We start from the raw sequence: 17,295 nt of genomic DNA, 5'->3' as shown, positions 1-17,295 counted from the left end.
CTCTTCCTCAATCTTGTTCCGGAGTTCCCCATGCGCGCCCCTTCGGCCCTGACACGCCTTCTTTTCGCCGGCACGGCCCTCGTCCTCGCCGCGCTTCCCGCCGCCGCCTCCGACTGGACCGTCGAGCCTGGCGCCAGTTCGCTGAGCTTTACCGCCCAGCAGGGCGAAAGCCCGGTGAAGGGCACCTTCGCCACCTGGTCGGCGCAGATCCGGCTCGATCCGGCCGATCTTGCCAATGCCAGCATTCGGGCGGAGATCGAGACAGGTTCGGCCACCACAGGACAGATGCAGATCGATCAGACCCTGCCGAGCGAAGCCTGGTTCAATGTGGCGGCCTTTCCCAAGGCGGTGTTCGTATCCGACAGCATCACCGCGACCGGCGGCGACAGCTACGCCGCCGAAGGCCGGTTGACGATCAAGGACCGGGAACAACCGCTGACCCTGCCGTTCACGCTGACCATCGACGGCGATACGGCGCATGCGACAGCCGAGGTCTCGTTGATGCGGATGCTGTTCGGGATCGGCGCCGATATTCCGGCCGCGACCGTGGCCGACGCGGTCACCGTCCGGCTCGACATCACCGCGACCCGCTGAGCGGCACGCGAGCGGGCAGCCTTGTGCCGGCAAAATCTCCCACCGCTCTCTTGGCGGGCGGTGGCTGGATGGCGTACAAGGCGGCGACCCCATTCCTCCTTTTTCGAAAAGCCAAGGTCATCCGATGTCCGAGCCACAGACCCCCGACTACCGGCACTCGCCGCTGTTCCCGCTTGCCAAGGACACCACCCCCTATCGCAAGCTGACCTCCGACCACGTCTCCACCGCCACCTTCAACGGTGAAGAGGTGCTGATGGTCGAGCCGGAGGCGCTGCGGCTCCTGGCCGAGGAAGCCTTCGCCGACATCAACCATTTCCTGCGTCCCGGGCATCTGGCCCAGCTCGCCAAGATCCTTGAGGATCCGGAGGCGACGGAGAACGACAAGTTCGTCGCCTTCGACCTTCTGAAGAACGCCAATATCGCCGCCCATGGTGTCCTGCCCATGTGCCAGGACACCGGCACCGCCATCATCATGGGCAAGAAGGGCCGCCGGATCTGGACCGACGGCAGCGACGAGGCCAAGCTCGGCGAAGGCGCGCGCGACGCCTACTTCAAGAAGAACCTGCGCTACTCACAGCTCGCCCCGCTGTCCATGTTCGAGGAGAAGAACACCTCCAACAACATGCCGGCCCAGGTCGACCTCTATGCGGAGGGCGAGGACGAGTACAAGTTCCTGTTCATGGCCAAGGGCGGCGGATCGGCCAACAAGACCTTCCTGTTCCAGGGCACCCCGGCGCTGCTGACGCCGGAGCGGCTGGTGGAATTCCTGAAGGAAAAGATCCTCACCCTCGGCACTGCCGCCTGCCCGCCCTATCACCTGGCCATCGTCATCGGCGGCACCAGCGCGGAGACCAACCTGAAGACGGTGAAGCTCGCCTCCGCCCGCTACCTCGACGGCTTGCCGACCGAAGGCTCCGAGCTTGGCAATGCCTTCCGCGACACGGAGATGGAAGAGCAGATCCACAAGCTGACCCAGGCGACCGGCGTCGGCGCCCAGTTCGGCGGCAAGTATTTCTGCCATGACGTGCGGGTGATCCGCCTGCCGCGCCACGGCGCATCCCTGCCGATCGGCATCGGCGTCTCCTGTTCCGCCGACCGTCAGGCCGTCGGCAAGATCACCCGCGAGGGCGTCTTCCTGGAGGAGCTGGAGCGCGAGCCGCACAAGTACATGCCGGAAGTTGGCGAAGAGGCCCTGTCCGACCATGTGGTGCGCATCGATCTGACCCGGCCGATGCCGGAAATCCTCGCGGAGCTGTCGAAGCATCCGATCAAGACCCGGCTGTCGCTCACCGGTCCGGTGATCGTCGCCCGCGACCTTGCCCATGCCAAGCTCCGGGCCATGCTTGAGGCCGGCGAGCCGCTGCCCGACTATTTCAAGAACCATCCGATCTATTACGCCGGCCCGGCAAAGACACCGGAAGGCTATGCCTCCGGTTCCTTCGGCCCGACCACGGCCGGGCGCATGGATGCCTTCGTCGACCAGTTCCAGGCGGCGGGCGGCTCCATGGTGATGCTGGCCAAGGGCAACCGTTCGGCCCAGGTGCGGCGCGCCTGTCAGGCCCATGGCGGCTTCTACCTCGGCTCGATCGGCGGGCCCGCCGCGCGCCTTGCCCAGGACTGCATCAAGAAGGTCGAAGTGGTCGAGTTCGAGGAACTCGGCATGGAAGCCATCTGGCGCATCGAGGTCGAGGACTTCCCGGCCTTCATCGTCATTGACGACAAGGGCAATGACTTCTTTAAGGAATTGAACCTCGGTTGATCTCTGGAGGCGGCGTTCAGCGCCGCCTCACCCCGCCCTCTGACAAGACCTCACGCGGATGTGATTCCCGTCACTGCCCACGGGCGGGGGTACACTAGGGTTGCGCATGGTCTTTCCCGGGCGCCATTAACAGGATCGCAAGGGAAAATACGGACCATATAAACCCACAATTTCCCTGCCGCTGGGGGCAGTGTCAAATCGACCGGATGGGGATAAAAATGCGTATCTTCCGTTTCACAGCCATCGCCATAACCGCCGCACTCGTGGCAACGCCCGCCTTGTCGGCACGGGTCTTCGACCCCGCCACGCGCCAGTGGGTCGAGTACAACGCCTACGGCATTACAAGCGGCAAATCGCCCATTCCGCGCAAGCGGGTGAGCTACAAGGGGCCTTACGCGCCCGGCACCATCATCGTCGACACCGGCGAGCGCCGGCTCTATCACGTCCTGCCTGGCGGCAAGGCGATGAAGTACGGCATCGGCGTCGGCCGAGAAGGCTTCCAGTGGTCCGGCACGCACCGCGTCAGCCGCAAGGCCGAATGGCCGGGCTGGACGCCGCCGCCGCAGATGCGTGCCCGCGCCCGCGCCAAGGGACAGAAGCTGCCGGCACACATGAAAGGCGGGCCGAACAACCCGCTCGGCGCCCGCGCCATGTACATCGGCTCCACGCTCTATCGCATTCACGGCTCGAACGAGCCCTGGACCATCGGCACCGCCGTCTCTTCCGGCTGCATCCGCATGGCCAATGACGACGTCGTTCACCTCTACGACAACGTCAACGTTGGCGCGAAGGTTGTGGTTCGCCGCTAAGCAGCCTGAAAAAACTAGGCTTTCCTGAGAAGCCCAATGCACGAAAGGCCGGGTGCAAGCCCGGCCTTTTTCGTGAGGATCAAGCCCTTCAGCGCGAGCCGGGACCTGCGAGCCGCGGGCCTTCCGGCTCCAGCCCCAACAAAACGTACCTCTTCGGGCTCTCCGATCTCGGCGCGGGGGCCGGGGCGACGCAGAGAGGGAGCCTTGCCCTTTTCTCGCCTTTCGCACGAGCGTACCCTTGGTCAGGTGACGTCCCTGAACGAAGGACGGGAAGACCAACGATGCGACAGGGCAAACGACCACGAACCTCGCAGCTCTACCTCACCTTCCGGCGCCGCGCGCTTGCGAGCGGTTCGGGCCGTCTTGCCAGTGGCCTTGCCCTTCTCGCCACCCTCGCCCTGACCGGCCCCACGGCAACCGCCGAAGAAAGCGCGCTTGCGCAGCGCGGCAAGGAACTGTCACGGCAACACTGCGCCCGCTGCCATGTGATCAGCCCGGACAACCGGATGGGCGGCATTGCCTCGACCCCGTCCTTCATGATCCTGATCAAGGCGTTGGACGACTGGCAGGACCGGTTCCAGACCTTTCACGTGCGCCGCCCTCATCCCGCGCATGTGCGCTTTGTCGGCGATGCCGCCCGCGCACCGGACCACCCGGCCACCATCACCGAAGTCATTCTCGTTCATGACGATATCGCTGCAATCGTCGCCTATGCGGAACAGCTGGCGCGGGAAATCAAGTGACCGAACAGTCCCCGGCCGCCGGCCTTCTGCGCCGCAAGGGCCGGATCAGCTCAACACCACCACCTTCGCGCCGACGTTGACCCGGTCGTAGAGGTCGATGATGTCCTGCTGCCACATGCGGATGCAGCCGCTGGAGGCATTGGTGCCGATGCTACGCGGCTGATTGGTGCCGTGAATGCGGTAGAGCGTATCGACATTGCCTTGCCAGAGGTAAAGGCCGCGCGCGCCGATGGGGTTGCGCGGGCCGCCGTCCTGGCCATTGCGGTATTTCTCCAGCTTCGGATCGCGGGCGATCATCTCATCGGGCGGGAACCACTTGGGCCATTCGCGCTTGAAGCGGATGGTCGCATCGCCCGACCAGGCAAAGCCCGCACGGCCAACGCCGATGCCATAGCGGATCGCCTGTCCGCCCGGCTGAACCAGATAGAGAAACTTCGATCTCGGATCGACGATGATCGTGCCCGGCTCCTCCGCCGTGTAGTAGCGCACGGTCTGGCGCAGGTACTGCGGATCGAACTCCTGATAGGGAATGGCCGGCAGGTTGAAGCCGCCATCGCGCACCGGCGCGTAGGCGGAAGCGTAATTGGGCGTCGCGCTGGCGTAGGAGCCAAGCCCCGCAACCCGCACCCGGCTTGACGCGCCCTGACATGCCGCAAGCAGAAGCGGAAGTCCAAGCAACAAGGACCGGCGGCTCAACTCTCGTGTCTTCGTGGCGGGGCGACTGGTTCCAAGATGCACGGCGATGATCTCCGTCGATTCCCTTTCGGACCTATGAAGATACTATGCCCGTGATTCCCGCATCGGTCACAGCCAAAATCCCGGCATCCGTCGCATGGCCTGCGGCAGGCGCTTGCGGTCAGCCCGAAGGATCGCGGCTCATTCCCTTTTCTTCCAGCTCGGCGAGATAGCCGCCCCACAGGCTTTCGCGCTCATGGGCCAGCTTCTGGAAGTAGTCCCAGGAGAAGATGCCGGTATTGTGCAGGTCATCGAAATGCAGCCGTACCGCGTAGTTGCCGACCGGTTCGATCTGGATGATCGTCACATTGCGCTTGCCCGGCACGGTCTTGCGCTGAGCGGCGGAATGCCCCTGCACCTCGGCGGAGGGCGAACAAACCCGCAGATACTCCGCCGCATAGGCGTGGCTCTCGCCATTGTCGAAGACCACCGTCAATGTCCGGCGGTCCTTGCTGAGGCGCAGCTCGGTCGGCCAGGGCTTGCTCTCGGGCATGGCAAAATTCCTTCAGATGAGGACGGCCGTGCCCAGTGGCAGGCTCCGTCCGGAAAATCGTGATGTGCTCGCACGATAGGCATCGCCAGAGTGCGGGCAAGGCCTTTGTCGCGATTTCACCGGCGACCGGTCGCCGCGCCTTGCCCGTTCGCATGAGCGCGGCGATTGACGCGCATGCGGATTACGCTAACTTGCCTATTAATGAGAACACACGCTGGCGTGCGCAGCCATGCCGGGCGAGACGAGGAAACAGAATGTCCCAGCCGATGATCGACCCTTTCGGCCGTACCGTCAGCTATTTGCGTGTCTCGGTGACGGACAGGTGCGATTTCCGCTGTGTCTATTGCATGGCCGAGGACATGACGTTCCTGCCCAAGCGCGATGTTCTCACGCTTGAAGAGCTGGACCGGCTGTGCACCGCCTTCATCGACAAGGGCGTGCGCAAGCTACGGTTGACCGGCGGCGAGCCGCTGGTGCGCAAGAACATCATGGGGCTGATCCGCTCGCTGTCGCGGCATCTGGACAGTGGCCGGCTGGAAGAACTGACGCTGACCACCAACGGCTCGCAGCTCGCCCGCTTCGCGCCCGAGCTTTACGACTGCGGCCTGCGCCGCATCAACGTCTCGCTCGACACGCTGGACAAGCAGAAGTTCCATGCCATCACCCGCTGGGGCGATCTTGGCAAGGTGATGGACGGCATTCAGGCGGCCACCGATGCGGGCCTGAAGATCAAGATCAACATGGTTGCGCTGAAGGGCGTCAACGAGCATGAGATCATGCCCATGCTGACCTGGTGTCATGAGCATGGCTACGATCTGACGCTGATCGAAACCATGCCGCTGGGCGAGATCAACGAGGACCGCACCGATCAGTATCTGCCCTTGTCGCAGGTGCGGGCGCATCTTGCCGAAACGCTGACGCTTGAGGACATCCCCTACAAGACCGGCGGCCCGGCCCGCTATGTGTCGATCCGCGAGACCGGCGGTCGCCTCGGCTTCATCACGCCGATGACCCACAATTTCTGCGAAAGCTGCAACCGGGTGCGGGTGACCTGCACCGGCATGCTCTACATGTGCCTCGGCCAGGATGACAGCGCCGACCTGCGCGCCGCCTTGCGGGCATCGGAGAGCGACGATTTGCTGGCCCAGGCGATCGACGAGGCCATCGGCCGCAAGCCCAAGGGGCATGATTTCGTCATCGACCGCAAGACCCGCCAGCCCGCCGTTTCCCGCCACATGAGCATGACCGGGGGCTGACAATGCCCGGCGGCACGGGGCGTGTCACGCGCCGTTCCCGGCTCGATAGCACGGGCGCGCGGGTTGCCGCGCTCGCGGTCGCCCTTGCCGCTGGCGCCGCCATTGTCTGGGTGGGAAAGAGCGGTTTTTCCGGCATGCCGCTGACGCCCTTCGCCAAGGCCCCCGGCGCGGCGAATACGGCCCCGTCAGCCTCCCCGGAACTGGCCGCCTGCCTCGCCGAACGCCTCGGCGCGGTGGAGCAGATGCGCCGCGACGGCCTCGTCAGCGACGGGCAACACGAAACCTTCCGCGCCCGAGCGATCAGCTACTGCCAGACGCAGTTCCCGCCGCAGTAGCCATGCCGTCATCCAAAGACTTGCTCAGGTGAAGGTCATGCGCCGGCGCGGCCGCTTCGCCGGGCGTTCGGCCGGCTGGGCGGAGGGCGCCTCCGGTTCGGTGGCGGACACTTCCGGCTCCACCACATCTTGTGTGGCGAACTGGGCCAGTTTCTCTTCCGGTTCCCCCTCCGGCGCGGCGTCCGCCTCCGCCGGATGAGAGGCGCCATCGCTGGCATCGCTTGCGGCCTTGCGGGCAGCGTCCAGCTCCTCGGCCTTGCGCCGATAACCCTTGCCCACCTCCCAGGCGGTCTTCAGGCCCTCGCCCAAAGACTTCACATCGCGAAAGTTCTCGTCGTAGTCGTTCAGCCCGTCGACGCAGGCAAGCACCGGATTGGACCGCCACAGCCGGCGCAGTGCTGCGTTTTTCAGGGAGGCCGGCACCCCCTTCTTGAGGAAGACCGAATAGTCAGAGTCAAAGGTCAGCGTGTCCAGGTCGACAGCCTCCGCCGCCGCGCGGTTTTCCGCTTCAAGCCGCGCCGCTTCCGCGTCAGCCGGCACAGTCTCGCCGGCATCATCCGGTTCCAGCGCAGGCGCTTCTTCCGGCCGTTCGGTGTCCTCCGCCCGCGCCGCCTGCTTGCGCCGGGACCAGCGGTTCAGGAAGCCGGAGGTGTCCTCGCCGCTCATGTCGGCTCCTCCCCTTCTTTCCCAGCCCCGCCCCTCGCCGGAACCTTACCGGCCGGCGCCTCGAAGATTGGCGTCTTGCCGAACACCTCCACCTCGTCCGGCATCCGGTCGCGCTGCCGTTTGCGAAACGCTGGCGCCTCCGGCAGGGACTTCAGATACTCAGCCATCCAGGCGATCACCGCCCGCGGCATCGGCACCCGCTCCACCAGCCCCTCGCCGCTGTCGAGGAAGCCGATGGCCTGATGCGGATCGGCGGTGATGGCCGCCACCCGCCAGCCGGGATCCTCCGGCCCGTCCACCTCGTTCAGCAGCACCCAGAGACAGGGCTCGCCCGTCTCGATATTGCTGTCATAGGCCTCGACCATCTTGTGATGCAGGGTCAGGCGATGGGGCGCGGACAGGTAGCGGCGCATCTCGCCGCGTGCCTCGATCTCGCGCCAGCCGTCCGTTTCCGGCGCCTCGACGATCACCTCCGGGACGGACCAGACCCAGTCCGTCCAGCGCGAGGTGGCGGGCTTACGCTCCAGCACGATCCCGAATGAGAGCGACACTTCCCGTTGCACGATCCGGCTCCAGATATTGTGGCATGGCCCTACGGGCGCAAGCTGGTGCGGCCCGTGGTTCTTCTGATTGTGGGGCGCTCAAGAGCATTTGACAATGGCGTGCGCAGTTCGCCGGACAGAGGGGCGGTTCTGCGCTATTGTTCTGGCAAATCAGCTTTTCGCGGCGCAGCGCCCGTCTCAGCAGCCGGGCCATGGCGTCGCCGACGGAGACCTCGCGCATGACCACGCCCCGGCCTCGGATCCTTCTGTGCAACTGCCAGCGGACGATGCGCCTTGATGCAAAACGCATCGCCGGAATCGACGACGACACGCCGATCCACAGCCACCTGTGCCGCAGCCAGCTTGCCGCCTTCGAGACCGCGCTTGGCGGCGACACGCCGCTGCTGGTCGCCTGCACCCAGGAAGCGCCGCTCTTTTCCGAAATCGCCGAGGACGCCGGCAGGCAGGACGACGTCGGCTTCGTCAACATTCGCGAGCGCGCCGGCTGGTGCGACAGCGGCACCGACCCGCATCCGAAGATCGCCGCGCTTCTGGCCGAGGCGCAGCTTGCCAGCGAACCGGCACCACTGCATTCGGTGGACTCGGATGGGGTCTGCCTCGTCTATGGCGCCGGCCAGCAGGCGCTGGACACCGCCCGCGCCCTGGAAGGCCGGCTGGCGGTCTCGCTGCTTCTCACCGACGCGGACGATCTTCTGTTGCCGCCTGTGCTCGACGTGCCGATCCATCGGGGGCGGATCCGCACGGTGACCGGTTCGCTCGGTGGGTTTTCGGTGACCGTCGACGACTATGCGCAGATGCTGCCCTCCTCGCGGCAGGCGCCGGAGTTCGACTTGGCCCGCGATGGCGCCCGCTCGACCTGCGCGCTGATCCTTGACCTCTCCGGCGACACCCCGCTGGTGACGGCGCCGGACAAGCGTGACGGCTATCTGCGGGCCGACCCGAAGGACCCGGCGGCGGTCGCTCGGGCGATGTTCGACATTTCCGATATGGTCGGCAGCTTCGAAAAGCCCCGCTATGTCGGCTACACGCCGGAGATCTGCGCCCATGGCCGCAGCGGCAAGACCGGCTGCCACAAATGTCTCGACGCCTGCCCGGCCGGGGCAATCGAGAGTGCCGGCAACACCATCACCATCGATCCGGGCATCTGCGGCGGCTGCGGCTCCTGCGCCGCCCACTGCCCCACCGGCGCCATCGCCTACCAGTACCCTAAGCGGTCCGACCTGATCGGCCGCATCCAGACCCTGCTCCTGACCTATCGCGATGCCGGCGGACAGGATCCGGTGCTGCTTTTGCATGACCAGCCCCATGGACTCGACCTGATTTCCGCGCTCAGCCGCCAGGGCGCCGGCCTTCCCGGCAATGTCCTGCCGCTCGGGGTTCATGCGGTCAGCGGCTTCGGTCACGACGCCTTGCTAGCGGCGGTGCTGGCCGGCGCCCGGCGGCTGGTGGTCCTAGCTTCGCCAAAGCTCTCCGGGGAACTTGATCCCTTGCGCGCCGAGATCGACCTTGCCACCGCCCTTCTTTCCGGCATGGGCTATCCGGCGGATCATCTTTTTGACATCGCGCTTGAAACAGACCCGGACGCGCTGCCGGCCCATCTCAGCCTCCCCGGCCCGGCGCCGGCGCTTCCCGGCAGCCTGTTCGCCCCGGTCGGTGGCAAGCGCGACGTCGCCCGCAGCGTCATTGCCCGGCTGTTCGACCAAGCGCCCGCCCCGGCGGAGATCATCGCCCTGCCGGACAGCGCGCCCTATGGCCGAATCCAAATCGATGCCGAGGGCTGCACGCTCTGTCTTGCCTGTGTCTCCTCCTGTCCGGCAAACGCGCTGGCCGACAATCCGGAAAAGCCACAGGTCAGCCTGACGGAGGCGGCCTGCGTGCAATGCGGCCTGTGCGCCGCCACCTGTCCGGAACACGTGATCACGCTGGAGCCGCGCTACAACAGCGCGTCAAGTGCCATGCGGCCGGTGGTGCTGCATGAGGAGGAGCCGGCGCTCTGTGCCTCCTGCGGCAAGCCGTTCGGCACCAAATCCTCGATTGCCCGGATCCGGGAGAAACTGTCCGGCAAGCACTGGATGTTCCAGCGCCCGGATCAGATCGCGCTCATCGACATGTGCGACGATTGCCGGATCAGCGCCCAATGGACCATGCCGGATACACCGCTGCGCGCCGGCGCCCGGCCGCGCCCGGTCACCACCGACGATTACCTCGCCGCCCGGGAAGAGCTCTCTGCCGACGATTTCCTCAAGGACGACTGACGGGCGAAGATACAGGACCGCGCTCAACCATTGCCGGCGGGCGGGTCCAGTTCCGGGTCGGCAAGGTTCTGGCGCAGCATTTCCGTATAGCGTTCGACCATATCGGTGACGAAGGCCTCGTGCTCGTCCACCTCCAGCACCGCCTTGGCCACATGGGCGTTGTAGCGTGCCGCCGCCCAGAGGAAGGCCAGATGCAGATCGGTCGCCTGGATCTTGCGGTTTTCCCGATTGGCAAGGTCGATGAACCGTGCCGCCGTCTGCAGAAAGCTTGCGGTGTCGAGCGTCCCTTCCGCCCGCGCCGCGCGTCGTTCGCGCCTGTTGGTCATCTGCTTCCCCCTGCTTTTTCTTGCCGAAAGGTTCCTTGTGCCAGATCGCCCTTGCTCAGTATTGCTCGGCCTCCAGAAGCCGTGAGGCGATGCTGGCGATCACGGACAGGACGCAGGCGGTCGCCATGACCAGCACCAGCGGCCAGATCGTACCCGGCCACAAGATGCCCGACAGGAACCAGCCGGCCAATGCCGAAGCGATGGCGCCGGCGCCAATTTGCAAACTGCCCGTCAGCCCCGACGCCGCACCGGCGAGATCCGGACGCACACTCACCGCGCCGGCGATGGCATTGGGCAGGCACATTCCATTGCCAACCCCCACCACGAACATCGGCCCGAACAGCGACAAAGGGTGGACCAGCCCCAGAGCGAACAAGAACGCGATGATTGACACCGCCAGCACCAGAACCACATTGCCGGCGCCGATCATCCGCACCATGCCGATGGACCCGGAATAGCGACCGGAAATCCAGTTTCCGAAAACATAGCCACCGGCCACCAGAATGAAATAGAGACCGTAGACCGCCGGCGACATGCCGAGCAGGTCCGCAGCCACGAAGGGCGCGCCACCGAGAAAGCCGAAGAACACGGCGGAGGTGAAGGCGGAGGTCAGCGCATAGGCCCAGAACAACCCGGATCGCGACAGCGCCCCATAGCTGCGCACGAGGCCGGCAACGCCGCCGCCCGAGACCCGGTTGTGATTGGTTTCATGCAGGTCGAACCAGGCTGCGACGAGCACCAGCAGGCCCAGCACCACCATCAGGTAGGAGCTGCTGCGCCAGCCGAAACTCTGGTCGACCACGCCGCCGATGGCCGGCCCGATCATGGGTGCAACCGCCAGACCCATGGTCACATAGCCGATCATGCTGGCCGCCTGGCTGCGGTCATAAAGGTCGCGGACAATGGCGCGGCCGAGCACGATCCCGGCGCACCCACCGGTTGCCTGCAGCATCCGCCCCGTCAGCAAGACCTCGATGGAGGGCGCCACCGCGCAAATTACCGACCCGACGACGAAGATCGCCAGCCCCCAAAGCAGGACCGGACGGCGCCCATAGCGGTCCGACAGCGGGCCGATGCCGATCTGGGCGACCGCTACCGCCGCCAGATAGAGCGACAGCGACATCTGGACCATGCCGGCTGTCGTGCCGAAAATATCGACGAGAAGCGGCAAGGACGGCAGGGAGATATTGAGCGCCAGCGGATTGACGGCGGACACGGCAACGAGGATCGCCAGGGTCGGCCGACGCCCCTCGAAGGTGGTTGAAATGCTATTTGTCATACCCGTTACCTGAAACGGTTCGCCGGACAAGGCAAGCTCTTTGCGCGCGTCGGCCCGATGAGCGCCGGCGCCAAGGCGCGCCGGAGCGAAAATCACGGCAGCGGCGGGCTGGAAGCCGCCGGCCCGGCCTCCTTCATCAGCTTGCGCTCACGCATCAAGGTGTAGATGCCGGTCGCCACCAGAATTGCGACGCCGACAAGGGTGTAAAGGTCGGGAATGTCGCCCCAGACCAGATAGCCGATCAGGATTGCCCAGAGGATGATCGAGTAGCGGAACGGCGCCACGACGGCGATGTCACCGGTGCGCATGGCATGGATCAAGGTGATGTACCCCACCAGAATGAAACTGGCGGCGGCGGTCAGAAAGACGATATCCAGAACGCTGGGCATCACCCAGGTTTCGCCCACCGCCATGGCCAATCCGGTCACCGCCACCCCGGCCAGCGCGGCGAAGGTCACCCCGAGGGTGGGGATGGTCTTGGGCAACAGCGAGGTGCCAAGATCGCGCACCGCCATGCAGACGACCCCGACCAGCGCCATCAGCGACCAGGCATCGAAACCGGCGAGACCGGGCCGGACAATCACCAGAACGCCGAAGAAGCCGACGCCAATCGCACTCCAGCGGCGCCAGCCGACCGGCGCGCCAAGGAAGATTGCCGCGCCGGCGGTGATCATCAGCGGCAACGCCTGAAGAATGGAGGTGACATTGGCGATCGGCAGATGGAACAGCGCGGTCAGGTAGAACACGGTGGCCAGCGCCTCGGTGACCACACGCAGCACCACGAGCGGATGCTGCAGGCGGCCGAAATGATAGATCGAGCCATTGGCGATACAGATCCCCAGCAACAGCGCCATGGCGATCAGCGAGCGCAGGAACATGATCTGACCAAGCGGCAGATGGCTGGAGACGAGCTTGACGAAGCTGTCGTTGAAAATGAAGCACGCCATGGCGAGCATCATGATGACGACGGCGCGACCGTTGCCTTGAAGGGTCATTTTCTGCCTTGCGGATAGCGTGGAGCCGGGCTCCACCTGCGATCAATTGCCCCGCCGCAGCGGGAGGTTGGTCAAAAGGTTTTGCGGTTTCATACGGATCTTGTCGTCGGCGCCCATGGCCAGCGCCAGCCAGACGGGTTTGCCGCGCATTGTGTCGATGACATCGCCGCGCCGCTCGAAATCCAGCCGGAACAGCGCAACGATGCGGGTCAGATCGGCTTCGCCGATAGTCGCCCCCTCATAGAGGCCGTTGAGAATACGGGTGGCCTCGGCGTCCAGTCCCACATGCCACGACCACTTCGCATCCCGGATCGACTGTTGCGGCTGAATGCGCACGTCGACGCCGTGAAAATGCCGCACCCAGCTTTCCAGCACCCGGGCAAAGGCATCGAGCGCCGGTTCGGTAAAGCGGAAGTCGATGGCCGTATCGTAGCGGTCGGACCTGTCCCAGTAGATGTCGGCGTTTTCCTCGCCGATCACGTCAAGCGACACGGAGGGGGCCGGCGTTCCGGCCTCCGCCAGCAGCGCGCCAAGGCCGCCGAGCCCGCCGGTTCTTGCGTAGGTCTCGACGATCTCCGCATCGGCCAGCATCAACTGTCCCTCGCCGGTGGTCACCGCCTGTTCCCGGAAGAACAGTTCGCCTGCGCGCAGCCGCAAGGGATCGGTCACCGAGCGCAGCATGTTGTGGCAGATCAGATGGACCATCTGGTCGATGAACATCGGCGGGATGACGATTGCCGCACCCTTGCCGAACAGGGCCGCATAGGCGCCCTCGATGGTGCCATGCGCGGCCAGATGATCGCGAAAGCGCAGCAGAACCCGGTAATTGTCGGCGGCATCCGGATCGGCGATGGCCGCAAGGTCGGCTTCGCTCACCCCGGCGAAGGGATCGGACATCAGCTTTTCGAACAGGGCATGTTCGGCCGGGCAGGACTCCTCCACCGGGTGGATTTCCGGCCGGGTGACATAGGCCCGCAGCAGGTCCGGCGTCACCGTCAGCCAGCCGTTGCCATCGCGGGAAACCAGATGCGCGCCGGAGGATTTCCAGAACGCCCGCATCACTCGGTCTCGTCCACATCCCAGATGCGGGCATGGGGCGCGTCTTCGGGCGGGGTCACCACCTCGAACCGCTCATGCACCGCGCCATCGTCGTCAATCTCGCGCAGGATGGTCAGAAGATCATTCAGCTCCAGCCCGCCGGCGATCTCCATGGCATCGGCGATCTCCGCCTCGGCAACCGGCAAGGCCGCCTCGCGGCTGGGCGCGCCGTGTTCGGCGACGAAATGATCGGCCAGCAGACCGACCAACCGGTCCCGCTCCTCCTCGGAGATGTCCGCCGGGGTGGCGAGCGTGGTCCAGCCGAAGGTTCCCAACGACAGGAAGCCGAACGCGAACGCCTGCCGGACCTGCCCCGTCAGCCCTTCCGGCGTGTAGTTGCGAAAGGCGAAGGTGCCGGGAATGACCCAGTCGCCCGGCTCGGCAACCTCGGGGAAAATCTGCGTATCGGACTCATCCAGACGGATGGCTTTCAGAAGTCGTGCCATGGTCAGCGCGCCGCGGCCTCCGTCTCTTCGGGTGGCAAGTTCTCTTCGGGTGACAAATTCGCAAGCAGAGACAAGGACAACGTCCCCCCTCCTTCGCTCTCTTCCTGCTTCAACAGCATGTTGCCCTGTTCATCAAGCCCAAGGAAGGTGCCGCGAACGCGGCCCTGTGCCGTCTCCACCGCATGGCTGCGGCGATAACCGTCGGCCCGGAAGAGCCAGTTCTCCAGAACCGGCGCGAAACCGTCCACATCCCAGGTATGGATCCAGCTCAGGAGATGCCGCGACAGGGCTTCCAGCGCGCCGCTGCGGTCAATATCCACCGCGCCCTCGTCCACAAGGCTGGTCCGGTCCGGCGTCTCTCCCGGCTCCTGCGGGCCGGACAAGGGCGCCAGCGTCAGCTCCAGGCCGATCACCAGCCAGAGCGGCGCATGGCTCTCGTCGTCCAGATCGCTCACCGCAAGGCGGGCGCGGCCCACCCTGGCGCCATTTGCCCGGATTCCCGCCGGCCACTCGAAGGTCAGCGCGAATTCCGGCGGGGTCAACGCACCAAGCGCATCGCCGGCGGCCACCATCGCCAGGAACAGCATCTCGGGCGCCCGGGAACGGGGAACCTCCGGCTCCAGCACCAAGGCCAGCGAAACCCGTTCGCGGGCGCGCGACCACACCAGATCTCCGGCGGAAAACCGCCCCTCCGCCGCCCCCCGGATCGCGACCCGCATCGGGTCTTCCGCTTCGCCGGTCGCATGGCCTGTGAACAGCGGCGGGAATGTCGGATCGGCAAGATCCACGCGCGAGGCCCTCCTTGGCCAACCTGATGAGATGCCGGCGACGGCATCGTCACCGGCGGCGTCAGACGTTGAGATTTTGAATCAATTGCGCTTCAGAAAGGGATTCAACGAACAAGTTTTGTTGAATCCCGTCAGCAATTTGCGACAATTTTCAAAACGATCGAGTCATCCTGCCCGACCCGTCCACCTCGTTCAATCCACGCCGATCAATCCAGATCGATCTTGCCGGTGACCACATGCTCGAACTCCTGCCCGTCGAGGGTGAGCACCACCTTCGCCGACAGGCTGCCGCTGGTCAGTCCGGCATCGCGCACATGGGCTTCAAGCGCCTGCTGCGAGGTCACGCCAACCTGTTTCAAGAACTTGCGCATGGACATGTTGAAGGTGTCATTGGTCATGGGGTCTGGCTCCTCATCTGTCGTTCTGGCGGGGTACCTGCGTTCAGGGTGCGGCGCACGTTTTCCTCGGCGCGACCGCCTGCCTGACAAACCGATTCACGTGCTTCGCGCAGTGAATCGCAAAATCGCTGCAAGCTTATGACTGTTTTGACATTTCCCGGGTTTCTTCATGTGTTTCGTTTGCCTGTCCGATCAGTCCGCCGGCCGCGTCCCATCGCCCGGCGACAGGCGGACCGCGCCGGGGGTCTCGGTGGTGTAGACCGCCGAGGAGGAGTAATCGAAGCCCTTGTTCAGCACCGCCCAGGCGCCGATGCCGATGGCGGCCATCACCACCACTGCGCTCAAGAATGCCTTCATCGTCTCTCGTCCTCTGCTTGACCGGCCGGTGGCTGGCCCGGCGCCGTCGCGCGTTTGAGATAGGCCACCAGCGCCCGGCGCTCCGCCTGGTTGGTCAGGCGCTGAAGCGGCATCTTCGACCCTGGCGTCACCAGATCCGGTCCGCGGGCAAAGAGATCCGACACGGTCTCTTCCGTCCAGATGAACCCGGCCTCTCGCAAGGCCTTCGAATAGGGATAACCGGGCAGGCTTCCCGCCCGGCGTCCGAACAGGCCATGTAGGGTCGGCCCGGCGCGGTTGCCATCCTGAGGCGTCAGCGTGTGGCAGACGGAGCATTTGCGCGCGAACTGCCGCGCGCCCGGATCCCCGGCCTCGCCCACTTGAAACCGCCGGGGAGCGCTTTGCCCGCTGTCATCGAAGGCGACGCGCGGGTTCACCTGCCAGACGCCGACATGATCGTCGAGCCCGACATGCAAGGCCCGGCGGCCATCCCTGTTCAACGCCACCCCCCAGACCGGCCCATGCGGGTTGTCATAAGCCTCAAGCAGATGCCAGTCGTCGGTGGCATAGACCCGGATCGCCCCGTCGCCACCGCCACTGGCAAGCCGCCGGCCATCGGCGGAAAACGCCAGCGCCAGCACCGGCCGGGCGTGGCTGGCGAGCTGCTTGACGATTTCCCCGCTCCGGGGATCGAGCACCGCCAGCGAGCCATCCGCCGCGCCGAACACCAGACCTCGACCGTCCCGGGTCAGCGCCAGCACGTTGACGCCCCAGCCGTGGCCGTGAACCTCGCGCAGCAAGGCGCCAGTGGCCCGGTCGAACAGACGGATGCCGCCATCATAGGAGGCGGTGTAGACCCCTGCCCCGTCCGGCGCGATCGCCACCGCATTGACCGGGCCGCGATGTCCCTCAAGCCGGGCGCTTTCGATCAGCCTGTCGCCGGCAAGGTCAAAGACCCGCGCGGTATGATCCCATGAGGCGGCGACGACGAAGCTGCCATCGGGCACGGCCCGCACCTGGATCAGCTTTTCCGCGCCGGTGTCGACCCGATCGAGCACCCGCCCCTTCCCCAGCCCCCAGAGCAGGATGGCGCCATCATCGCCAACGGACACCGCCCGGCCTCCAGGGAGAAACCGGGCGTCATTCACCGGTGCGTCATGACCGATCAGGCGATGGACCACGCGCGCGCCCTGATCCTGCCGCTGCCAGAGGATGACCGAATAATCGAAGGAGGCGGACAGCGCCCGGGTCTCGTCATGCGACAAGACGATGGACTTGACCGGGCCGCCATGGCCCTCAAGCCGGCCGGACCACTCCGCCGCCACCACCGAGGCCGGCGCCTGCGACACGACGAGCGCGGCGGTGGCCGAGGCAAAGGCCGCCCGGGCAAGCCGTCCAGCCAAGGGCGCGGCACGCCACAT

20 protein-coding genes are annotated in these 17,295 nt (G+C 65.6%); 7 read left to right on the top strand and 13 right to left on the bottom strand.

Annotated features, from left to right (window positions below; translation table 11 throughout):
- Positions 1-30 precede the first annotated feature (30 nt).
- The 4 genes from IEV83_RS00810 (at position 31) to IEV83_RS00795 (ending at position 3,905) form a co-directional block, all read left to right on the top strand.
- Positions 31-594 (top strand): YceI family protein, encoded by a 564-nt coding sequence (locus IEV83_RS00810; protein ID WP_181758558.1) that lies wholly within the window; start codon positions 31-33, stop codon positions 592-594.
- A gap of 124 nt (positions 595-718) precedes the next feature.
- Entirely contained in the window at positions 719-2,353 is a 1,635-nt protein-coding gene (locus IEV83_RS00805) for a fumarate hydratase (RefSeq protein ID WP_181758363.1), read from the top strand.
- A gap of 218 nt (positions 2,354-2,571) precedes the next feature.
- Positions 2,572-3,162, top strand: coding sequence for a L,D-transpeptidase (locus tag IEV83_RS00800; protein WP_181758362.1), 591 nt, complete (start codon positions 2,572-2,574; stop codon positions 3,160-3,162).
- A 281-nt stretch (positions 3,163-3,443) separates the two neighbouring features.
- Positions 3,444-3,905 carry a cytochrome c family protein gene (locus IEV83_RS00795; protein WP_181758361.1) on the top strand — a complete coding sequence of 154 codons (462 nt, stop codon included), beginning with the start codon at positions 3,444-3,446 and terminating at the stop codon, positions 3,903-3,905.
- 45 nt (positions 3,906-3,950) lie between these two features.
- On the opposite strand, the gene IEV83_RS00790 is transcribed toward IEV83_RS00795, so the two are convergent.
- Complete coding sequence (locus IEV83_RS00790) at positions 3,951-4,586, bottom strand: L,D-transpeptidase (RefSeq protein WP_244628015.1); 636 nt, start codon at positions 4,584-4,586, stop codon at positions 3,951-3,953.
- 175 nt (positions 4,587-4,761) lie between these two features.
- Entirely contained in the window at positions 4,762-5,133 is a 372-nt protein-coding gene (locus IEV83_RS00785; protein WP_181758359.1) for a gamma-butyrobetaine hydroxylase family protein, read from the bottom strand.
- Positions 5,134-5,387: 254 nt separating this feature from the next.
- Between IEV83_RS00785 and moaA the strand changes: the two genes are divergently transcribed.
- Both moaA and IEV83_RS00775 read left to right on the top strand, forming a co-directional pair.
- Positions 5,388-6,389, top strand: coding sequence for a GTP 3',8-cyclase MoaA (moaA, locus tag IEV83_RS00780; protein ID WP_244628014.1), 1,002 nt, complete (start codon positions 5,388-5,390; stop codon positions 6,387-6,389).
- 2 nt (positions 6,390-6,391) lie between these two features.
- Positions 6,392-6,724, top strand: a complete 333-nt coding sequence (locus IEV83_RS00775) for a hypothetical protein (protein WP_181758358.1) — start codon at positions 6,392-6,394, stop codon at positions 6,722-6,724.
- Between the two features lie 24 nt (positions 6,725-6,748).
- Here IEV83_RS00775 and IEV83_RS00770 read toward each other — a convergent pair whose 3' ends face one another.
- Positions 6,749-7,390 carry a DUF3306 domain-containing protein gene (locus IEV83_RS00770; protein WP_181758357.1) on the bottom strand — a complete coding sequence of 214 codons (642 nt, stop codon included), beginning with the start codon at positions 7,388-7,390 and terminating at the stop codon, positions 6,749-6,751.
- The gene (locus IEV83_RS00765) at positions 7,387-7,953 is read right to left on the bottom strand and encodes a DUF3305 domain-containing protein (RefSeq protein ID WP_181758356.1); all 567 of its coding nucleotides are present in this window, start codon (positions 7,951-7,953) and stop codon (positions 7,387-7,389) included. Before IEV83_RS00765 ends, IEV83_RS00770 begins: the two co-directional genes overlap by 4 nt.
- A gap of 218 nt (positions 7,954-8,171) precedes the next feature.
- On the opposite strand from IEV83_RS00765, the gene IEV83_RS00760 reads away from it, so the two are divergent.
- Positions 8,172-10,208, top strand: a complete 2,037-nt coding sequence (locus IEV83_RS00760; RefSeq protein ID WP_181758355.1) for a 4Fe-4S dicluster domain-containing protein — start codon at positions 8,172-8,174, stop codon at positions 10,206-10,208.
- Between the two features lie 23 nt (positions 10,209-10,231).
- Here IEV83_RS00760 and IEV83_RS00755 read toward each other — a convergent pair whose 3' ends face one another.
- The 9 genes from IEV83_RS00755 to IEV83_RS00715 all read right to left on the bottom strand — a co-directional run bounded on the left by IEV83_RS00755 (position 10,232) and on the right by IEV83_RS00715 (position 17,295).
- Positions 10,232-10,534: a DUF3144 domain-containing protein gene (locus IEV83_RS00755; protein ID WP_181758354.1), complete on the bottom strand. Its 303-nt coding sequence runs from the start codon at positions 10,532-10,534 to the stop codon at positions 10,232-10,234.
- Between the two features lie 55 nt (positions 10,535-10,589).
- Positions 10,590-11,813 carry a multidrug effflux MFS transporter gene (locus IEV83_RS00750; RefSeq protein ID WP_181758353.1) on the bottom strand — a complete coding sequence of 408 codons (1,224 nt, stop codon included), beginning with the start codon at positions 11,811-11,813 and terminating at the stop codon, positions 10,590-10,592.
- 92 nt (positions 11,814-11,905) lie between these two features.
- Positions 11,906-12,808 carry a DMT family transporter gene (locus IEV83_RS00745; protein WP_181758352.1) on the bottom strand — a complete coding sequence of 301 codons (903 nt, stop codon included), beginning with the start codon at positions 12,806-12,808 and terminating at the stop codon, positions 11,906-11,908.
- A gap of 42 nt (positions 12,809-12,850) precedes the next feature.
- A complete protein-coding gene (locus IEV83_RS00740; RefSeq protein WP_181758351.1) occupies positions 12,851-13,867 on the bottom strand; it encodes a DUF6352 family protein in 1,017 nt (338 codons plus the stop codon).
- Positions 13,867-14,352: a DUF6505 family protein gene (locus IEV83_RS00735; RefSeq protein ID WP_181758350.1), complete on the bottom strand. Its 486-nt coding sequence runs from the start codon at positions 14,350-14,352 to the stop codon at positions 13,867-13,869. The genes IEV83_RS00740 and IEV83_RS00735 overlap by 1 nt, the downstream gene beginning before the upstream one ends.
- Positions 14,353-14,354: 2 nt before the next feature.
- Complete coding sequence (locus IEV83_RS00730) at positions 14,355-15,140, bottom strand: biotin/lipoate--protein ligase family protein (protein ID WP_181758349.1); 786 nt, start codon at positions 15,138-15,140, stop codon at positions 14,355-14,357.
- Between the two features lie 206 nt (positions 15,141-15,346).
- Positions 15,347-15,538, bottom strand: coding sequence for a DUF6494 family protein (locus IEV83_RS00725; RefSeq protein WP_181758348.1), 192 nt, complete (start codon positions 15,536-15,538; stop codon positions 15,347-15,349).
- Between the two features lie 192 nt (positions 15,539-15,730).
- A complete protein-coding gene (locus IEV83_RS00720) occupies positions 15,731-15,895 on the bottom strand; it encodes a hypothetical protein (protein WP_181758347.1) in 165 nt (54 codons plus the stop codon).
- Positions 15,892-17,295 carry a c-type cytochrome gene (locus IEV83_RS00715; RefSeq protein WP_181758346.1) on the bottom strand — a complete coding sequence of 468 codons (1,404 nt, stop codon included), beginning with the start codon at positions 17,293-17,295 and terminating at the stop codon, positions 15,892-15,894. The genes IEV83_RS00720 and IEV83_RS00715 overlap by 4 nt, the downstream gene beginning before the upstream one ends.

Source organism: Stappia taiwanensis (assembly GCF_014635285.1).
GTDB classification, from domain to species: domain Bacteria; phylum Pseudomonadota; class Alphaproteobacteria; order Rhizobiales; family Stappiaceae; genus Stappia; species Stappia taiwanensis.
Note: the sequence above shows the minus strand (reverse complement) of the source record. Positions and strands in the feature narration are given on the sequence as shown.